Annotated in this window: 17 protein-coding genes; 5 read left to right on the top strand and 12 right to left on the bottom strand. The window is 69.5% G+C overall.

Annotation, left to right across the window (positions count from 1 at the left end; genetic code table 11):
* Positions 1-93 precede the first annotated feature (93 nt).
* Positions 94-738, bottom strand: coding sequence for an ArsR/SmtB family transcription factor (locus tag DQ353_RS05240; protein WP_113761736.1), 645 nt, complete (start codon positions 736-738; stop codon positions 94-96).
* Positions 739-749: 11 nt separating this feature from the next.
* Positions 750-2,363, bottom strand: a complete 1,614-nt coding sequence (locus tag DQ353_RS05235) for a DUF7059 domain-containing protein (protein WP_113761735.1) — start codon at positions 2,361-2,363, stop codon at positions 750-752.
* Between the two features lie 58 nt (positions 2,364-2,421).
* Between DQ353_RS05235 and DQ353_RS05230 the strand changes: the two genes are divergently transcribed.
* Together DQ353_RS05230 and DQ353_RS05225 are read left to right on the top strand one after the other, a co-directional pair.
* Positions 2,422-3,006, top strand: coding sequence for a GNAT family N-acetyltransferase (locus DQ353_RS05230; protein ID WP_286166618.1), 585 nt, complete (start codon positions 2,422-2,424; stop codon positions 3,004-3,006).
* A 570-nt stretch (positions 3,007-3,576) separates the two neighbouring features.
* On the top strand, positions 3,577-5,397 hold the full coding sequence (locus DQ353_RS05225) for an HNH endonuclease signature motif containing protein (protein WP_286166617.1): 1,821 nt from the start codon (positions 3,577-3,579) through the stop codon (positions 5,395-5,397).
* Positions 5,398-5,582: 185 nt separating this feature from the next.
* Here DQ353_RS05225 and trhO read toward each other — a convergent pair whose 3' ends face one another.
* Complete coding sequence (gene trhO, locus DQ353_RS05220; RefSeq protein WP_113761732.1) at positions 5,583-6,497, bottom strand: oxygen-dependent tRNA uridine(34) hydroxylase TrhO; 915 nt, start codon at positions 6,495-6,497, stop codon at positions 5,583-5,585.
* A 137-nt stretch (positions 6,498-6,634) separates the two neighbouring features.
* Here trhO and DQ353_RS05215 point away from each other — a divergent pair, with 137 nt between their 5' ends.
* Together DQ353_RS05215 and DQ353_RS05210 are read left to right on the top strand one after the other, a co-directional pair.
* Positions 6,635-7,303, top strand: a complete 669-nt coding sequence (locus DQ353_RS05215) for a GNAT family N-acetyltransferase (protein ID WP_113761731.1) — start codon at positions 6,635-6,637, stop codon at positions 7,301-7,303.
* Positions 7,304-7,407: 104 nt separating this feature from the next.
* On the top strand, positions 7,408-9,753 hold the full coding sequence (locus DQ353_RS05210) for a DEAD/DEAH box helicase (protein ID WP_113761730.1): 2,346 nt from the start codon (positions 7,408-7,410) through the stop codon (positions 9,751-9,753).
* Between the two features lie 34 nt (positions 9,754-9,787).
* On the opposite strand, the gene DQ353_RS05205 is transcribed toward DQ353_RS05210, so the two are convergent.
* The 7 genes from DQ353_RS05205 to ssd all read right to left on the bottom strand — a co-directional run bounded on the left by DQ353_RS05205 (position 9,788) and on the right by ssd (position 15,043).
* Positions 9,788-10,279, bottom strand: coding sequence for an Rv3654c family TadE-like protein (locus tag DQ353_RS05205; RefSeq protein ID WP_286166616.1), 492 nt, complete (start codon positions 10,277-10,279; stop codon positions 9,788-9,790).
* Positions 10,276-10,620, bottom strand: a complete 345-nt coding sequence (locus DQ353_RS05200; RefSeq protein ID WP_113761729.1) for a TadE family type IV pilus minor pilin — start codon at positions 10,618-10,620, stop codon at positions 10,276-10,278. The genes DQ353_RS05205 and DQ353_RS05200 overlap by 4 nt, the downstream gene beginning before the upstream one ends.
* 17 nt (positions 10,621-10,637) lie before the next feature.
* Positions 10,638-10,862: a DUF4244 domain-containing protein gene (locus DQ353_RS05195; protein ID WP_286166615.1), complete on the bottom strand. Its 225-nt coding sequence runs from the start codon at positions 10,860-10,862 to the stop codon at positions 10,638-10,640.
* Between the two features lie 215 nt (positions 10,863-11,077).
* On the bottom strand, positions 11,078-11,677 hold the full coding sequence (locus tag DQ353_RS05190) for a type II secretion system F family protein (RefSeq protein ID WP_113761728.1): 600 nt from the start codon (positions 11,675-11,677) through the stop codon (positions 11,078-11,080).
* A complete protein-coding gene (locus tag DQ353_RS05185; RefSeq protein ID WP_181578253.1) occupies positions 11,674-12,435 on the bottom strand; it encodes a type II secretion system F family protein in 762 nt (253 codons plus the stop codon). Before DQ353_RS05185 ends, DQ353_RS05190 begins: the two co-directional genes overlap by 4 nt.
* Positions 12,432-13,691, bottom strand: a complete 1,260-nt coding sequence (locus tag DQ353_RS05180; protein WP_113761726.1) for a TadA family conjugal transfer-associated ATPase — start codon at positions 13,689-13,691, stop codon at positions 12,432-12,434. The genes DQ353_RS05185 and DQ353_RS05180 overlap by 4 nt, the downstream gene beginning before the upstream one ends.
* Complete coding sequence (gene ssd, locus DQ353_RS05175) at positions 13,688-15,043, bottom strand: septum site-determining protein Ssd (protein WP_113761725.1); 1,356 nt, start codon at positions 15,041-15,043, stop codon at positions 13,688-13,690. Before ssd ends, DQ353_RS05180 begins: the two co-directional genes overlap by 4 nt.
* A 173-nt stretch (positions 15,044-15,216) precedes the next feature.
* On the opposite strand from ssd, the gene DQ353_RS05170 reads away from it, so the two are divergent.
* Positions 15,217-16,914: a bifunctional 3'-5' exonuclease/DNA polymerase gene (locus tag DQ353_RS05170; protein WP_286166614.1), complete on the top strand. Its 1,698-nt coding sequence runs from the start codon at positions 15,217-15,219 to the stop codon at positions 16,912-16,914.
* Between the two features lie 11 nt (positions 16,915-16,925).
* Here DQ353_RS05170 and DQ353_RS05165 read toward each other — a convergent pair whose 3' ends face one another.
* Together DQ353_RS05165 and nth are read right to left on the bottom strand one after the other, a co-directional pair.
* Positions 16,926-17,642, bottom strand: coding sequence for an NUDIX hydrolase (locus DQ353_RS05165; RefSeq protein ID WP_113761724.1), 717 nt, complete (start codon positions 17,640-17,642; stop codon positions 16,926-16,928).
* Positions 17,639-18,424, bottom strand: coding sequence for an endonuclease III (gene nth, locus DQ353_RS05160; RefSeq protein ID WP_113761723.1), 786 nt, complete (start codon positions 18,422-18,424; stop codon positions 17,639-17,641). Before nth ends, DQ353_RS05165 begins: the two co-directional genes overlap by 4 nt.
* Between the last annotated feature and the right edge of the window lie 2 nt (positions 18,425-18,426).

Raw genomic sequence — 18,426 nt, 5'->3', positions numbered from 1 at the left:
CAGCACATTCCCTGCTCTAGGTTAGCCGTAATTTTGCGCCCCAAGGCAAGCAGGGACTCCGGGACCCCGTTTTCCCGCCCGTGCTGCGTGGTGTCAGCGGACTTGGCCGTCGCGGATTTCGGGCAGGAAGGAAAGCATGTAGTAGAGCCGATCCCCGTCCACGCCGCGGGCCTCGGGTTCGGCCAGGGCCTCGTATTCATAGAGCAGGTCGTAGACCTTGGCGATGAAATCCTTGCGCTGGGAATCCGAGAGGAAGACCACCCCGGTGGTCAGCACCGGGGCGCGGTCCGGCTCCGGTGTCTTGCCTTCCTTGCGTTCTTTGTCACGGCGTGCGATCTCCGCGGAGAGCCGTTCGCGGAACGCGTTGAGCTGCACATTCAGGTAGGCGTTCTTCGCGGAGGTCGAATCCGAGAGCGATCCGAGCACGAGCTGGCTGCCGGCCGCCTTCCACCGGCGTTCACGTCCGTCGCCCTCGCTGGCGGCGCGGACCACGTAGCCGTATTTCTCCAATGCGCGCAGGTGGTAGCTCATGGCGCTGGGGGTCAGTTCGCAGCGCGTGGCCAGCTCGGTGGCGGTGCGCGTGGACTGCGAGGCAAAGAGTTCCTCGAGCACCGTCAACCGCGCCTCGTGGGCGAGGGCCCTGATGGCTTGCGGGTCGCTGATGGACACCGGCTGGGGCGGTGCCGGTGACAGGCCAGGGCTGCTGGCACCCGGTCCCGGGGAAGTGTTCTGGCTCATATAAAAAAACTTTAGCGGTTGTTTCGCATCTCCAAAAGGAAGCCACGCTTAATTAGCCGAACAACCCCTTCATAAAGCCTTGCGGAAAACTCCGGTTCGCCCGGGGCAATCAGCGACTCCAGCGCACCGACTAGGGACGATACATCCAGATCCCCGTCGCAGGCGGAAACGAATCCGGCCAGTGCGGTGTCAAGTATTTCGGTCCGCCGCAATCCGGCACCTTGGCGTAACAAGATCACCCCGGGATGCTCGGCACCCGGACGCTGGTGGCGTTCCTCGGTGACGTCCTCGGCCACCACCAGGTGCAGCGCACCCACGTCCCGTGACTCAAGCTCGTCCGCCACGGCGATATCGCGGGCCAGATACGGGCCAACGGGTTGCTCGATGGGGTAGCCGATGGACTCGAAGAGCCGCCCGATTCCGGGGTTCCCGGCCGCCGGGCGGCGCAGCCACACCATGCCGAACCCGATGGCTGCGACATTTCGCGAGGCGAAGTCATCCAGGTACGCGCCGTACTGCAGTGCGAATTCCTTCGGGTCCCGCCCCTGCGAGGCATCGCGCAGCCAGGTCTCGGCGTACTGCGTGGGGCTGACAGCTTCGCGTTGGATGAACCACGCCTCTGTGTCTGTGGTGAGCCAGGAGCGCGGGCCGTCGCTCCACTCCGGTTGCTCCCCCTCGGATGCCGCGGCGGTGATTTCCCAATTGGCGAGCATCTGTGCGCTGCCCCCGGGGTTCAGGATCCCGGGGATCGAACGCACCAGGGTTGCCACCAGGGTGTCCCCGGGCATCCCGCCATCGCGGTAGGTGAAGCGTTCGGCGTCGTCCTGGCCCTCTGGGCGCGGGGTGATGACGAATGGCGGGTTGGAAACCACCAGGTCGAAGCGCTCGCCCTCCACCGGCTCGAGCAGGGAACCCAGGCGCAGCTCGACGCGTGCGGCGAGGTTCCCCGGGTCGATGCCCAGCGCCCGGTGGTTCAGCAACAGGTTGAAGCGGGTGAAGCCCAGGGCTCGGGCCGAGATGTCGGTGGCGACGACCTTGCGGGCGTGGGACAGCAGGTGGAAGGCCTGGATCCCGCAGCCGGTGCCCAAATCCAGGGCGGTGTCCACCTGCGGGCGGATGGTGGTCTGGGCCAGGGTCAACGAAGCCTGCCCGATGCCCAGCACGTGGTCGTGGCGCAGCACCCCCGGGCGCTGGTGGGCGCCGAGGTCGCTGGCGACCCAAAGCTCGGCGTCGGCATCCGAGGCGTGCGGGCGCAGGTCGATCTTCGCCCGCCACCGCCCCTTGCCTTCGTCGGACGGTTCGATGGCATCGAGCCGCAGCAGCCCGTCGATTCCCGTGGCTTCGAACGCGGCGACGACCCCGTCATGCCCGGCATCGGTTCCCAGCATGAACAGCCCGAGCATGGTCCCGAGCGCGCTGGGCTCCGGCGTCGAGGAGATGCGGCGCAGTGCAGGGACGAGCGCATCGCGCATCAGCGCCTCGTGGGCGTCCTCGCCCAGGAATTCGGTGATGGACTCGTGCCCGTAGCCAGCCGCCCGCAAGTCGGCGGCAAACCGGTCCAGGAGCGCGACATCGTCACTGCGGGGGGCATCGGGAACCTGGGCAAAATCAATGGTGGAAGTCACGCTTCACAGTCTATCGACGTCGCCAAAACCGGGCACCACCTTGCCTATGATGGAAACCATGATTGAAGTCACCACCACGCACCTGCAGCAGCTTTCCCGCGACGAGCTCCTCCCCTCCAAGCGGGCACTGCCGGCCGGGGCGAGGCTCGAACGGGTCGAGGCGATCACCCCGGAGTTCAGCAGGTTCCTCTACCGGGGCGTGGGCAGCGAGTGGAACTGGGTCGACCGCCTCTCCCTGGCCCGCACCGAGTGGGAATCGCTGTTGCGGACCCCTGGCACCGAGACCCATGTGCTCTACGTCGACGGGGCACCGGGCGGCTACATCGAGCTGGCTGGACGCACCGAGGGCGCGACGACCGAGGTCGAGATCATGTATTTCGGCCTGTTCCCCCATTGCATCGGCCGGGGCCTGGGCGGCGCGTTGCTGACCGAGGGCATTTCCCGGGCGTGGAACCTGGATGCACGCTTCGAAGGCTTCGGCCCGGTTTCCCGGGTCTGGGTGCACACCTGCACCCTGGACGGCCCGGCCGCCATCGCCAACTACGAGGCCCGCGGCCTGCGGGTTTTCCACACCGAACGCGAAATGCTCACCCCGGGGGACGGCGCTGCCGGCATGTGGCCGGCCGAATCCGTCACCCCATGATCCCCAAGATATAGGCAAATTACCTGTTTTGGAACGATATTGGTTCTGTACCCGGGTCATGGGCCCCACCCCAGCCGTCGTGCCGGTGATCATGGACATCGTCGGTTCGCGCTCGCTTGAAGACCGCGAGGCCAGCCAACGCACCATCGAGTCCACCTCCACCGACGTCGCCAGCCAGTCGCTGTATTTGAGGACTGGGAAGCCACTGTCGGCGACGAGTTCCAGGCCGTATACGCCACCGTCCCCGACGCGCTGCACGCCACCTAGATGCTGCGTCTGGCCCTGCCCGTGGACAGCGATTGCCGATTCGTGAGCGGGTTCGGGACGAGCAGGTCCGTGGCATCGCAAAGCACCGCCCGCATCCGGGCTGGCCCCCACGGGCCGGGCGGTCAAGCCCGCAGAAAGACACTGCCTCCAGAGAGCTCTGCACGGTTACGAGTCACGCCCGGTCCATGTGGGTCTCGTCTGGCTGCCAGCCTCAGGCATGCCACTACCCATTAGGGCAAATAGTTATCCACAGATTCCTTCTTCCGCCCCCGCGGCACCCCGGTTCGGCGCATGCTGGTGGACATGGAGACGGACCGGTTCATCAGCCTCACCGCGGGCACCCGCGGTGCCCCGGGACACCACGTGTCGCCGGACGATGAACTGCGCGCCCTGTTCGAGGCCCAGGCACTGGTCAGGGACCTGGGCCGCAGCATTGCATCACGCACCAAGTCTCCCGTGCAGGCAGTGCTGTTCACCCAGCTTGCCGAGGACTCGCACCGCAACGCCGTCCACACCCAGCTGCTGGCGGCCGACACCGCACGCCGAACCCTGGCCCACGAGCTCCCGCAGGAGACCTTCACCAGGATCACCGCAATCCATGACGACCCGGTCCCCTATGTGGAGGGGTTGTTGCCCTTGCCCGAGGACCCAGCCACGGTCCCCACCGGGCGACCGGTCTTCAAGGACACCACCGCGATGCTCACCGGCCTGCTGCACATCAGCTTCTTCGTGGCACGCGAACGGATGCGTTCGACAGATCGGCTGCTGCCCGGGACCGACCTCAACGGGACTCCAACCCCACCGAGGTTCCCGGTGCTGGCAGGGGACCTTGCCCACGGGACCGCCGACCCCGGCCAGATCGGGGCCGCAGCCCGCAAGCTCGAGTCCCTCGTCCCGCAGATCGACCGGCACCCCGACGCCGCCACCCTGGCCGGGACGCTTGAGGAGCAGGTCGCCGAATCCGTCCGCACGGAGGACCCGCGCACCACTGCGAAGCTGCTGGCCGGGATCCAAACCGCCCTCGAGCAGGGCGAGCCCGAGGTGCCGGAGGAGGTCTTGCGGGCCAAGACCGGACTGTTCTACCGCGGCACCACCGGCGGTATCGGCGAGTTCCTGCTGCGCACCATGCCGCGGGACACCGAGGCCCTGCTGGCCCTGTGCGCCAGCACCGACAACCCCAGGACCAAGGCCGGGGACCGCGACGGGTTGCTCGCCCAGGCCCTGGCCACCACCGTGACAACGGGCACGGGTACATGCGCCCCCACCACGGCAAACGACGCCGGAACCAACGGTTCCAACGGCCAGCCGGGCACCCCCAACGAGGCCGACACCGGCTCCGGGTTCCCCGATTTCCTCACCGACCCCGCCACCGGAGCCCCGCTCACCGACCCGGCAGCCATCCGTGCCCTCTCCCTGGACCCCGAGGGCCTGGGTATTCCAGGCACCCTCTTCGCCGGAAACGGAGCCAACGGCGGCCCCGGCGGCGGGCGATTCGATACAGGAACGATGAACGCCTCCACGGCCGGCGGCGACGGACTGACCCCGCCGCAACGGCATCTGCAGGGATTGGTCAACCTCATCAGGTCGGCCGGCCAACCACGCACCGGGAAGAAAACCATTGGCATCCCCTCCCCGACGACTTTCATCATCGCGACCCTGGACGAACTCCGCGAACTGGCCACGACCCACGGCATCACCAGCCATGGCCAAAAACTGACCCCGGCGGAATTGCGCCAGGCCTTGTGCAACGGCGGAGCCGTGCCCATGACCCTCAACGGAAAATCCCGGATCCTGGACCTCGGCCAGGAGGAACGATTCTTCCCCGACTACATGCGCGAGGCCATCATTGCCCTCTACGGTGGATGCATCATGCCCGGCTGCACGGTTCCGCCCGAACACCTCGAGATCCATCACTTTGATTTCTACGCCGACGGCGGCAGGACCGCCATCCACCTCGGGGCACCCTGCTGCCCTGACGCCCACCACGGCTTCCACGCCGGGCTCTTCAAGGTCGTCCGCGACACCGACGGGCTCTTCTCCGTCATCCTGCCCAAGTTCATGGACCCCGAACAAAAACCGAGGCGCAACACCTACTGGCGCACCCCTGAACCGCGCCTGTTCTAAGCGCTGCTGCCCTGCTGGGTTTCGAGCCACGGATCAAACGCCAACCCGCCGACGCCCAGCGGGCGGATACGAAAAGGCGGTCCACCGCCACGGCACTGGCCGGGAGTGGACCGCCTATTTCCTGGTCTTCAAGAAAGTTACATCCCAAGGCATGGTGATCCCCTGCCCCGATGGGGAATACCGTCTCAGGCGTTGAGGAGGCCCTTGGCCTCCGCGACGCAATCGGGGCACTGGCGCAGTTCGTCGGTCGCGGCGCATTCGGCGCAGAAGAGTCGCAGGTTCCTGCAGGAGAGGTTCGAACAGTTCTCGAACTTGTTCGTCGGGGCCTCGCAGCACACGCATTTGCCGATGGTCACGGCGTCATCGCTGAATTCCATGTGCATGCGCTTGTCGAAGACATACAGTGATCCTTCCCACAGCCCCGTGTCGCCGAAGGTTTCCCCGTAGCGGACGATGCCGCCCTGCATCTGGTAGACCTCGGTGAAACCGCGCTTGACCATGAGCGCCGAGAGCACCTCGCAACGGATGCCGCCGGTGCAATAGGTGACGATCGGCTGGTCCTTCATCCCGTCGTACTTGCCCGACTCGATCTCTGCGATGAAGTCGTGGGTGGTTTCAACATCGGGCACGATCGCGTTCTTGAATTTGCCGATCTGCGCCTCGAAGGCATTGCGGCCGTCGAAGAACAAGACCTCCTGGCCGGCAGCCTTCTTCGTCTCCACCAGCTCGTGCAGTGCCTCGGGCTTGAGGTGGACACCGCCGCCCACCACGCCGTTTTCATCGACTTCCAGCTCGCCGGGGGCGCCAAAGGAAACCACTTCGTCACGGACCTTGACCGAGATCCGGGGGAAGTCCTCGGCCGAGCCTTCCGACCACTTGATGTCCATCTTCTTGAACGCCGGATACTCCCGGGTGGCCTTCACATACTTCTTGACTTCCTTGATTCCACCCCCGACCGTTCCGTTGATGCCGTCCTTGGAGATGATGATGCGGCCACGCAGGCCCCACCTCTCCAGAAGGGCACGCTGCCATAGGCGCACGGCCTCGGGATCGGCAATGCGGACAAAGGCGTAATACAAGACAATTCGGTTCTGCGACACGCTCTTAAGGGTATGGCCTAAAACCCGTGCGGTGCACGTGAGGTGGCAGTGATCACCTGGTTAACGCAGTGTTTCAAGCTTGCAACAGTTCCCCTAAATGGACGCCAGGTAGGCAGTACACGGGGTAGGGTCGGAACATGGGATCTACTGCAAGCGATGAACTAATCGGTACATGGGTATCTGGCTGGGCCGGTGCACGGGGCTACGAGAGCAGGCACGAGGGCCGCGTCCATGCAGCCCTGCGCCATGACACCTCGGGTGACTGGGAATACGTCATTTACGAGCCCTCCAACGAGGAATTGGTGGCCGTCGCGGAGACGCTCCACAAGCATCCCAAGCGTCGCTTGACGGCATTCGCCGATGAAACCTCGACCCTGATCGATGCCGCCCGGGCGGCAGGGCTCAACGTGCTCAATTCCGACGAGGTCCTGATGGTCACGGCGATGGGCGGCCACGATGTCGAGGAACCGCGTCCGGCCGATGGCTTCGCCTTCCAGATCGAACGCGACCAGACGCACGCCTACGTGTCCATCCACCCGGTCGAGGATCCGGAAGTCGTTGCGGCCAGCGGCCACGTTTCCGCCGTCAACGGCTACGCCATCTTTGACCGCATCATCACGGCCCCGGAATTCCGCCGCCGCGGTCTGGGCAGCCTGACCATGCGCGCCCTGGTCTCCCTGGCCCTGGAACACGACGTCGAGGAAGGCCTGCTGATCGCCAGTATCGACGGGCAGCAGCTGTACCAGTCCCTGGGCTGGACCAATCTGGGCAACGTCGTACTTTTTGAAGGCAAGCAGGAAGCCTAAGCGGCCTTCGGCACATCGAAGTGGCGGGTCTCGCGGATGCGAGGCCCACCACTTTCTTTTTCACTTGGCCACGGGCCGGTGCCCGGTGATGCCACAATGAAGCGGTGAACGCTTATTCGGAACAGATCGCCTTGCTGGGCCACGGGCCAACTCCCCAGGCGCTGCTCCATTCCCGGATCATCGAGGCCAGGGACGCGCTGCCCGGCCCCTGGCCCGATTGGGTGCACCCCGAAGTGCGAACCGCCTTCGAACGCACGGGTGTGGCCGCCCCGTGGCTGCACCAGGTGCAGGCCGCAAACCTCGCCCACGAGGGCAGCAACACAATCGTGGCCACCGGCACCGCCTCGGGCAAGTCACTGGCCTACCAGCTTCCGGCCCTGAACGCGATCCACACCTCGGCCCTGCAGAACCAGGCCAGCTTGGTCCCCAACGATGCCACGGTGCTCTACCTGGCACCCACCAAGGCCCTGGCCGCCGACCAGCTCAAGGCGATCGAGGGCTACCGCCTGCCCACCGTGCGGGCTGCCGGCTACGACGGGGACACCGAGGTCTCGGCCCGGCGCTGGATCCGCGACCACTCGAACTTCATCCTCTCCAACCCCGATATGCTGCACTTCGGGATCCTGCCCAACCACACCTGGTGGGCGCGGGTGCTGCGCCGGCTGAAATTCGTGATCATCGACGAAGCCCACTCATACCGCGGGGTCTTCGGCTCCAACATCGCCAACCTGCTGCGTCGCCTGCGCCGGATCTGCGCGCACTACGGGGCCAACCCGGTGTTCATCGGGGCCTCGGCAACCAGTGCCGACCCGGCTGCCTCCTTCTCCAGGCTCATCGGCGCCCCGGCCACCGAGGTCACCAATGACTTCTCCCCCAAGGGCCCGGTGACCATTGCGCTGTGGGAGCCGCCACTGACCGAGTTGCACGGGGAGAACGGCGCACCTACCCGGCGCACCGTCATCGCCGAGACCTCGAACCTGCTGGCGAATCTGGTCTGCTCCCACGTGCGGACCCTGGCGTTCATCAAGTCCCGGCGCGGGGCCGAAACCATAGCCACGATCACCCGCTCGATGGTGGACCAGGTCCATCCCTCGCTGCCCGAGCGGGTGGCGGCCTACCGCTCCGGCTACCTTCCCGCCGAGCGCCGGGAGCTGGAGAATGCGCTGCGCGACGGAACCCTGCTGGGGGTCGCGTCCACCTCGGCGCTGGAACTGGGCATCGACGTGGCCGGGCTCGACGCGGTGCTGGTGGCCGGCTGGCCCGGGACACGCGCCTCGTTCTTCCAGCAGATCGGGCGGGCCGGGCGCGCCGGACAGGACTCGCTGGCGGTGTTGGTGGCCAGCGACGACCCGCTGGACACCTACCTGGTCAACCATCCCGAGGCGATCTTCGAGGCCGGGGTCGAGGCCACCGTCTTTGACCCGGAAAACCCCTATGTGCTCTCCGGGCACCTGTGCGCCGCAGCCGAGGAACTGCCGCTGCGCACCGAGGACCTGGCGGCCTTCGGGCCCAGCGCCCACGGGCTGCTGGACTCGCTGGTGGAGCGCGGGTTCCTGCGCCGCCGCCCGGCCGGCTGGTTCTGGACGCACCCCGAGCACGCAGCCTCCATGGTGAAGCTGCGCGGCGACGGCGGCGGGCCGGTGAGCATCATCGAATCCGACACCGGCGCGCTGCTGGGCACCATGGACTCCCCGCAGACGCACTACCAGGCGCACGACGGGGCCATCTACGTGCACCAGGGCGCCACCTACGTCGTCGACGAGCTGAACGAAACCGACCACTGCGTCATGGTCACCCGCGCCAACCCGGATTTCTACACCCAGGCCCGGGACATCACCACGGTCGAGGTCGTCACTTGCGACCGCTCGGTGGAGTGGGGACCGATCACCGCGAACTTCGGCGACGTGGTGGTGACCACCCAGGTGGTGTCCTTCCAGCGCAAGTCGTTGACGAGCAACGAGATCCTCTCCGAGGAGCCGCTGGAGCTGGAGGCCCGGGACCTGCACACCAAGTCCGTGTGGTTCACCATCCCCGAGACCCGGCTGCTGGCCGCCGGAATCACCCCGGAGGAATTCCCCGGGTCGCTGCATGCGGCCGAACACGCGGCCATCGGGCTGCTGCCGCTGGTGGCCTCCAGCGACAGGTGGGACATCGGCGGGGTGTCCACGGCGCTGCACATGGACACCGGGATGCCGACGATTTTCGTGTACGACGGGCACCCGGGCGGTGCCGGTTTCGCCGAGCGCGGCTTCGAGGCGGCGCGCACCTGGCTGGCTGCCACCCGGGATGCGATTGCCGCCTGCGAATGCGCCACCGGCTGCCCCTCTTGCGTGCAATCACCCAAGTGCGGGAACAAGAACAATCCGCTGGACAAGGCCGGGGCCGTGCGCCTGCTTTCGGCGATCCTGTCCGAGGCGCAACGGGCGGCCGGTCCGCTCCCCCCGGGATAGCCGGCCCGGGCGCCCGCGGTGCCCGCCGCGGCGATCAATCGCCGCGCCAGGGTTGCGGCGGTGGCCCGGCCCGGGCCACCGAATGTGCCCGGGTCAGCGGCGGCAGCCAGCCCAACGTAGACACCGGCACCTGGACACGCACCGTCACGATCTGACCGCCCGGGCCCTGCCGCGTGCAACCGGCCAGGGTTGCACCATTCGCGGTGGCGGTTGCAGCGGCGACGGCGCACGGGTCCCCAGGCAACAGCTGGCGGGCGGCATCCGCGGCAGCCAGTGCCGCCAGGTCCGCCGCCGAGCCTGCCTTGGCGCCGGCGTTGGAGACTGCGGTGAACATCAGCACCGCCACCAGCCCCAGCGCAGCCACGCATACCACCGCGAGCATCAGCACTGTGCCACTGCCGCGTTGGCGACGGGCCGTGGCCGGTCCCGGGGCCGTGGCCGGTCCCGGGGCCGTGGCCGGGCACGGGGCCGTGGCTGGAGGCATGTCCGTGGCCGGGTGCGTGTGGGCACTTGGGGCCGGGCTCATGGCTGCTGCTCCGTGCGCGCGCTGGCTTCGGCCCGCAATTCGATATCCCCGAGCAGCGGCAGGTCCACCGCGGCCCGGATGACCACGTGCCCGTATCCGCCGGATTCACCGGTGCTCACGCTGATCCGCTCCCCGGCAATACGGTGGGCGGTGCCGACGGCCTCCGGCGTCGAGGTCCCGCGGGCCAGTTCCCGGGCCGCGGCACTGGCGGCCTGCTGGATGCGGACCTGCTGCCCGCCCACGGCGCCGGCCCCGGCGACCACGGCCAGCAAGATGGCCACCGCGGGCAGCAGCACCGCCACCTCGGCGGTGGCGGAACCGGCTTGCGAATGCCTGGCCATGGCGCGCCTGCCTCCGGCTAGAAGGACAGGGCCTGGCGGATCAGGCCCATCAGCAATCCGCGCACGTCCCCGCTGGAAAGGATGCTCACCAGCAGCCCGGCGAAGGCCACCGCGGCCAGGGTGACGATGGCGAATTCGGCGGTGGTGCTGCCATCCTCGTCGGCCAGCGCCGCAGGGGTCGGCTCGGTGCCCCGATGCAGGTCGATGTGTCCGGGTGCAGCGTCGGTCATGTGGTTGTCCATGGTCTTGTCCTTTGTTCGGTCGTTGTCTGGTTGCTCCTGGAACTGCGGGTTGGTCCGCGTGCCGCCACGGAGCGTGGCGTGTGGCTCCCGCTTCGAGTGTGGGCGACGGCCCCCGGCCCCCGGCTGGGGCTGGGTCGGGCTGGGGATAACCGGCGGGGGGCGGCTTGGGTGGCAGGTGCGTGGGCCGCCGGCCGGTGCCGGAAAGTGCGGGGAGGCTAGAAGCGCGGGAGCAGGGAGATCACCACGGGCACCACGCCGAGGCAGATGAAGGCCGGCAGCGCGCAGAGCCCCAGCGGGATCACCAGCTTGATGCCGAACTCGGCGCCGCGGGCCTCGGCCTCCCGGACACCGCGCTTGCGGGCGGAGGCCGCGGCCGAACGCAGCAGGGCAGCGGCCGGGGCGCCGGAGAGCCGGGTCAGGCGCAGCGACTGCTCCAGTTCGCGTGCCGGCCCGGCACCCTGTCCCCAGGCCCGCTCCCATCCGACGTTCAGGTCCAGGGCGCGGGAGACCAGCAGCAACGAGGCATACCCCGGGACGTTGGTGCCGATGATTCGCAGCACCGAGCGGATCGGCAGCCCGGATTCGAGCAGCGTGGCGCACATTTCCAGCACCAGCGGCAGCGGTTCCGCAGGGCCTTCTGCGCCGGATCCGGCATGGGGACCGGCATCGGCACCGGCCGCGGCCTGCATGCCCTTGCGCTGCGGGAGAGCGGACGGGGACCGGTCCCTGGACGGGCCCCGCGGCAAGGATCCGGCACCGCTGAAGATCCACACCGCGGCACCGGCCAGGAGCACCGCGACCAGTGCGGGAGTCACGAGGGCACCTTGTTGCCGATGGCCCGCAGCATCCTGCCGCACCAGAAGCGGTTGCCCAGCCACAGGCAGGCACCGGCCACCAGCGCGATGCGCCCGGCGGGATGCGTGGTGAGGACCGACAGCGGGTTGATGCCCAGCAGCTGGCCCAGGCCCAGCCCGATTCCGGGCAGGAAGGTCAGCAGCCTGCTGGTGGCACGCGGTCCGGCGAGCGCGGAGTGCAGGGCCCGGTGCATGTCGGCGGCGGATTCCGCGTCCTCGGCAAGGGTGTCGAGCAACTCGGCGAGCGCCGCACCGGATTCCTCGCAGATCGCCAGGCACCAGGCCAGCCGCGTCCACAGCCGCCGGTTGCCCGGGTGGGTGGCGGCGTGGGCCGCCAGGCCCTGCTGCAGCGTTCCGCCGGTGTGCACCTGGGCCAAGGCGCGGCTTGCCCCGGAGCACAAGTCGTTGGCGGTGCGGGTGGAGCCCCGGGCCCAGAGCTCGGCCAGCAGCCCGAAGGCGGCGGCAGGGGCGGTTCCGGCACGCAGCAGCGCGGCGAGCTGGCGCAGGAACTTCGCGTATTCCTCGGTGTCGGACGCATGGTCGGTGCGATCGCGGCGGGTGCGACGCGATGGCCGGTTGGCGGGGGCCTCGTGTGCCTGGTTCCCCGGGCGACCGGGCGGTCTCGGCAGCCGCCGGCCCCCGGCGTTCCCGCCGCCGAGCCACAGCCAAGGGGCGGCACCCGCCAGCAACACGGCCAGGGCGGCGAGGGCCGCACTCACCAGGGGCTCGTTTCCCCGGCGGCTTCAAGGCGGGAGCGGAACCACGCCAGGGCACCGGGGTCGGCGGAATCGGAGCCCGGTTCGTGGATCAGGTGCACCGCCAGCGTCCCGGCGTCGGCCAGGACCAGCCGGCCCAGCTGGACCGGCCCCCTGGCCCCGGTGGCAGGGTCGCGCCGCACGTGGATGAGCACGTCCAGGGCGCTGGCCGCCTGCAGCGCGGTGGCCGCGGCGTCCATCGCCGCCAGTGCGCCCATCGCCGCGAGGCGTGCGGGAACCGCAGCCACGGAGTTGGCGTGCAGCGTGCCGGCGGCCCCCTCGTGCCCGGTGTTCATGGCACCGAGGAACTCGCGCACCTCCGCGCCCCGGCATTCCCCGACCACCAGCCGGTCCGGGCGCATGCGCAGCGCCTGGCGCACCAGGGCCTGCAACCCGATTTCGCCTGCGCCCTCGACATTGCCGCCGCGCGCCTGCAGCCCGATCAGGTGCGGGTGGGAAGGGGCGAGCTCTCCGGAGTCCTCGACCACGATGATCCGCTGGTTTCCCGGCACCCGGGCCAGCATCGCGGCCAGCAGGGTGGTCTTGCCGGCCCCGGTGCCGCCGGAGACCAGGAAGTTCAGTTTCGCCGCGACGATGGCCTCCAGGGCCGCGAGCCAGTGCGGGTCGGCGACCAGGGTGTCCAGCTTCTGGTTGCTGTTGGACTTGATGCGGATGGACAGCAGCGGGCCGCCGGTGGAAATCGGGGGCAGCACCGCGTGGATGCGGTAGTTGCCCAGCGAGACATCGACGAAGGGCGCGGCGTCGTCCAGCCGCCGTCCCCCGGCGGCGGCCAGGCGCACGGCCAGCGCGCGGATCGCCGAGGGGTCGGTGAACTCCAGCTCGGAGGCGTGCAGCCCGGCGCTGCCGTCGACCCATACCCGGCCGGTGGCGTCGATGAGGATGTCGGTGGTGCCCGGGACCTGGGCGAGGCGTTCGAGCACCCCGAGCCCGTGGATGTCATCGCTCAGGCTGCGCAGCATCTCGGTGCTGGATGCGGCTCCCATCACGCTGCCCGAGGCGCGCACCGCGGCGGCCAGGTCGATCTCGGTGAGCCCGCCGGCCGTGTCCAGGGCCCGGCTGCGGATCTCTTCGAGCACCCTCGGGTCGGCGCCCGGGGCCTGCGCGGGTGCCGCGGCCGCCCAGCGTCGCCTTCCACGGGCAGGGGTTCGTGCCGGTGTGCCGGTGGCTGCCGGATTTCCCGCCGGTTCCGGGGTGCTCATGCCGCCTGCCCCGGAGCAGTATCGGGTTGGCCGCCGAGCCTGGCGACGGCGCGGCGCAGCGGGCGGTGCGCCAGTGCATTCATCAGCGCCCCGTCCGCTGCACATCGTTCGATGCGGCGGGCCGGGGCGAAGTACCCGCCCAGCTCCACGCCGGTCCGCAGGGCCAGGGCGCGGGTGTCCGTCCCGGAGGCCAGCTTCCCGGTGAGGACCAGCCGCCAGTTCGCCGCGTGCTCCCCCAGCCGCGCCGCGGTTCCCGCCGCGCCGCTCCCGGGCCGTGCGGAAAGCAGCAGCAGCCGGGTGTTGGCCAGTGCGGCCATGGACGCGGGAACCCCGGTGAGGTGTCCGGCGTCGATCACGATGCGTTCGTAGATGCGCCGGGAAGCGGCCAGCACCTCGGTGAGCAGGGCCTCGGAGGGCGTGAAACAGCCCGGGTTCCGCGCCCAGGAGAGCACCGCGGTGCCCGCCGACAGCGGGAGGATTTCGGCGAGCTGGCCCGGGGAAAGCTGGCCGCGGGCGTGCTGCAGGTCCTCCCAGCCCAGGCCGTCCGGTTCCCGGGCCCGCAGCACCGGCCAGAGACCGGTCGAGTGCGGGTCGGCATCCAGCAGCAACGTCCGGTGCCCGTCCAGCGTGGCAGTCGCTGCCAGCAGGGCGGCAAAGGTGGAGGTCCCTGCCCCGCCGACGGCCCCTGCAACGATGGTGGTGTGGGCCCGCCCAGAATGCAGTCCCAGCTCGCCGAGGTATTCGCCCAGCCATGCGGCAGCCTGCGGCAGCACCGCCACCCGGGCCCCGGGGCAGGTGGCGGCCGCACGCCACAGCACGTCCTGGTGTTCCTCCCGGCCGGTGAGCACCAGCGTGGCGGCGGAGAGCCGGGCATCGATTTCCGCGACGCAGTCCTGCCCCACCAGGATCACCTCGTCGCGGTGGTCTGCCGCCCGTGCGGCGTCCCGGCACGGCAGCAATTGCACCCCGGCTCCCACGGCGACCGCTGCCAGCACCTGGGCCAGCTCGACGTCCCGGCTGAACAGGATGCAGCGGGCAAGTTCCGCCGGCCGGTTCCCGGCAGGGAGCACCGGCAAGTTGAGGTTCACCGCCGCGGCGGGGTCCACGGGCACCTCGGGGGTCGAGGGCGCCGTGGCGGGCAGGACGCGTGCCGGAACCTCGGCGGGCGCGGCGGACCAAGGCTCCGGCCCCGTGGGGCCCACACGTTCCGCCGCCGGGGCAAGGCCGGGCATCGGCGATGGGGCCGGCGATGGGGGCCGTGCCTGCGCACGGGCCGCCCGCAGCGCCGGAAGCTGCAGGTTTCGCGGGCCCACCCCGGGCAGCCGGGCCACAAATCGTGTCTGTTCATTCATGCCATCCAGCGTGGACCCTCGGCTCTCCCCCGGTGAAGCTCCCGGTGGCCGGGGAACGGACAATCACCCGCGGGCGCCGATCGGTCATGTGCGGGAAAGCGCGACGGCGGAGGGGCGGACCGGTACGTGCACGCAAGGAACTGCGAGAATGAACCGTGCAGCAATTTGCGGTAGTGGCCACCCACTCCATCTCCCAGCCCGAACCCGAAGCCGGTTCCGCCACCGCCGTGGTCCAATTGGTCGACGCGGAAGGCACCGCGCTCATCCCTCCCGTGCAGGTCTACGGCAACCAGCTTCCAACGGTGGTCGCGGAGCTGGAGGCCACGCGCAGGCCGCGCTGGGTCTTCGATTCGGTGCACGCCTGGTACCCGGGGCTGCTGGCCGCGCAGGTGCGCATCGAACGCGCCCACGATGTGCGGCTGGTCCGCTCCATCCTGCGCAACGCGCCCTATGCGCTGCCCGGGGAATACCTCTCGGCCATCGGCCGCGAAACGGATCCGGCCAACGCCGCCCCGGCGCATCTCTTGCCGCCTGCGCGGGTGCCGGAGAACCAGGGCGAGCTGTTCTCCGAGCCGAAGGACCGCACCGGCGCGCTGGAAAACGTGCTCGCCGAGTTCCTGGCCCAGCGTGCCGCGGTGCCGGACACGGAGCGCGGGGCCCGGCTGGGCCTGCTGCTGGCGGCCGAGTCCGCCGGGGCGCTGATCGCCGCGGAAATGACCCATGCGGGGGTGCCCTGGGACGTGGCCGAGCACCACCGGCTGCTGCTTCAGGCCCTGGGTGAGCGCGTTCCGGCCGGGGTGCGTCCGGAACGCATGGAGGAGCTGGCCGCACAACTGCGCGCCCTGCTCGATGCCCCCACGCTGAACCCCGACTCCCCGGCCGAGCTGCTCAAGGCCATGAACCGGGCGGGCATCGCGGTGACCAACACGCGGGCCTGGGAGCTGACGGAAATCAAGCACCCGGTCATCGAGCCGCTGCTGGCGTACAAGAAGATCGCCCGGCTGGCCACCGCCAACGGCTACGCCTGGGTGGACCGCTGGGTGCATGAGGGGCGCTTCCGCCCCGAATACATCGTCGGCGGGGTGGTCACCGGTCGCTGGGCGTCCCACGGCGGCGGGGCGCTGCAGATCCCGCACCAGGTCCGCTCGGCCGTGCGCGCCGATCCCGGCAAGGTGCTGGTGGTCGCAGATGCCGCGCAGCTGGAGCCGCGGATCCTGGCCGCGCTCTCGCGCGACACCGCGCTCGCGGCGGCCGCAACGGCCCGGGACCTGTACCAGGGGATTGCCGATGCAGGTTTCGGCGGGGACCGGGCGCACGCCAAGGTCGCGATGCTCGGGGCGATGTACGGGGCCACCAGCGGCGAATCCGGCCGGCTGATGCCCCAGCTCAAGGCCACCTACCCCAAGGCCGTGGGGCTGGTCGAATGGGCCGCTGCGCAGGGCGAGGCCGGGGCCGGCGTGGCGACGTTCCTGGGCCGCGGAACCCCCGAGGCACCCGAAGGCTGGCTGAAGTCCAGGTCGCGCGCCTCCACGGAGGCCGAGCAGCGCGCGGTGGAGGCCGAGGGCCGCTCACGCGGCAGGTTCACCCGCAACTTCATCGTCCAGGGCACCGCCGCGGAGTGGGCGCTGTGCTGGATGGGCGAGCTGCGCCGACGGATGAACGCGGGCCAGGCGGCCGGGGTGGACACCGGCGAGTTGGTGTTCTTCCTGCACGACGAGATCATGCTGCACGTCCCGGCGGCCCAGGCCCGGGCCGTGGTTGAGCTGGTGCACGAGTCGGCCAGGTCGGCCTCCGAGCTGCTCTTCGGGAAGATCCCGGTGGACTTCCCGGTCACCGCCGTCATCGTCGATTCCTACGACCAGGCCAAGTAGCGCCGCTTGCCTCAGGGGACCCGGCGCCCGCCGACGTGGATCGACACCTCGCGGCCCTCGTCCCAGGGCACTGTCCAGCCCAGGTCGTTGAAGATCCTATCCAGCAGGATCCCCGTGAAGCCCCAGATGAAGCCGCCGTCCACGTCGAAGGCCGGCGCGGAAAAGCGCTGCCCGTCGCGCTCGATGACCGAGGAGACCCGGTGCGCCGGATCCAGCAGGTCGGCCACCGGCGCGCGGAAGACCGTGGAGGACTCCGCGGTGTCCACCACGAACACCTCAGAGGGTGCGTGCCACCAGCCGATGACCGGGGTGACGATGAAGTTGGTGATGGGCAGCTCCGCGTCGGGCAGCACGCCCAGGATCTCCACCCCGTCCGGGTCGAGCCCGGTCTCCTCGCCGGCCTCGCGCAGGGCCGCGGCGATTGCGTCCTCGTCCTCCGGGTCGACCTTGCCGCCGGGGAAGGCGACCTGCCCGGCGTGCTTGCGCAGCGTATCCGCCCGGGTCACGAAGAGCACATCCAAATCCTCGTGCACCGACTTCACCGCGCTGGTGGCCGGCACGTCGTCGAGCCGCCCGAAGAGGATCAGCACCGCCGCGTGCCTGGCCGATTCGGGGTCCAGCGGGTTGAACACCCAGGTCTCGGGCATCTTCGTCGCATCCAGGGCGCCGTTGCCCACCAGGTGCGCCTTGGCCGCGATCATCTCCAGCAATTCCGTGCGAACGCTCATGCTTGAAGTCCGTATCCTTGCGCGCGCAGCTCGCGGCGGGTGGCCCCGGCGCGCATCTTTTCCAGCAGTTCCTCGCGCCCCGGCGCCAGTTCGTACTTGAGCAGCTTGGCTGCCTTGGCCTCGTCGGTCTCGCCCTCCCCGTAGGCGGGGCAGAGCGTGGTCAGCGGGCAGGCGCCGCAGGCCGGCTTGCGGGCCAGGCAGATGCGCCGGCCGTGGAAGACCACCCGGTGGCTGAGCATGGTCCAGTCCTTCGGCTCGAAGAGCGCACCGACCTCGTGCTCGATCTTCACCGGGTCCGATTCTTCGGTCCAGCCAAAGCGCCGGGCGAGGCGGATGAAGTGGGTGTCCACGGTGATCCCCGGGATCCCGAACGCGTTGCCGAGCACCACGTTGGCGGTCTTGCGCCCCACCCCGGCCAGCGTGATGAGGTCCTCGAGCCGACCGGGCACCACGCCGTCGTATTCGTCGACGATCCGGGTGGACAGGGCCAGCAACGAGTTCGCCTTGGCGCGGAAGAACCCGGTGGAACGGATCAGCTCCTGCAGCGCGGCGGGCTCGGCCTGGCTCATGGCCAGCGGATCGGGGTAGGCGGCAAAGAGCGCGGGCGTGATCGCGTTGACCCGCACGTCGGTGGTCTGGGCCGAGAGCACCGTGGCCACCAGCAGCTCGAAGGCGTTGGTGAAGTCCAGTTCCGCGACAGCGTACGGGTAGGTTTCGGCCAGGATCCGGTTGATCTTCCGCGCCCGGCGCTTGCGCCCCAGCGCCGTCTCTTCGCGAGCCATGC

The sequence above is a fragment of the Arthrobacter sp. AQ5-05 genome (genome assembly GCF_003287975.1).
In the GTDB taxonomy this organism is placed as follows: Bacteria; Actinomycetota; Actinomycetes; order Actinomycetales; family Micrococcaceae; genus Paeniglutamicibacter.
Note: the sequence above shows the minus strand (reverse complement) of the source record. Positions and strands in the feature narration are given on the sequence as shown.

Bases quoted from the DNA above. Each gene is read 5' to 3' on its own strand.
- DQ353_RS05240 (WP_113761736.1), bottom strand. From the start codon at position 738: ATGAGCCAGAACACTTCCCCGGGACCGGGTGCCAGCAGCCCTGGCCTG.
- DQ353_RS05230 (WP_286166618.1), top strand. From the start codon at position 2,422: ATGATTGAAGTCACCACCACGCACCTGCAGCAGCTTTCCCGCGACGAG.
- DQ353_RS05225 (WP_286166617.1), top strand. From the start codon at position 3,577: ATGGAGACGGACCGGTTCATCAGCCTCACCGCGGGCACCCGCGGTGCC.
- DQ353_RS05215 (WP_113761731.1), top strand. From the start codon at position 6,635: ATGGGATCTACTGCAAGCGATGAACTAATCGGTACATGGGTATCTGGC.
- DQ353_RS05205 (WP_286166616.1), bottom strand. From the start codon at position 10,279: ATGAGCCCGGCCCCAAGTGCCCACACGCACCCGGCCACGGACATGCCT.
- DQ353_RS05200 (WP_113761729.1), bottom strand. From the start codon at position 10,620: ATGGCCAGGCATTCGCAAGCCGGTTCCGCCACCGCCGAGGTGGCGGTG.
- DQ353_RS05195 (WP_286166615.1), bottom strand. From the start codon at position 10,862: ATGGACAACCACATGACCGACGCTGCACCCGGACACATCGACCTGCAT.
- DQ353_RS05180 (WP_113761726.1), bottom strand. From the start codon at position 13,691: ATGAGCACCCCGGAACCGGCGGGAAATCCGGCAGCCACCGGCACACCG.
- ssd (WP_113761725.1), bottom strand. From the start codon at position 15,043: ATGAATGAACAGACACGATTTGTGGCCCGGCTGCCCGGGGTGGGCCCG.
- DQ353_RS05165 (WP_113761724.1), bottom strand. From the start codon at position 17,642: ATGAGCGTTCGCACGGAATTGCTGGAGATGATCGCGGCCAAGGCGCAC.
- nth (WP_113761723.1), bottom strand. From the start codon at position 18,424: ATGGCTCGCGAAGAGACGGCGCTGGGGCGCAAGCGCCGGGCGCGGAAG.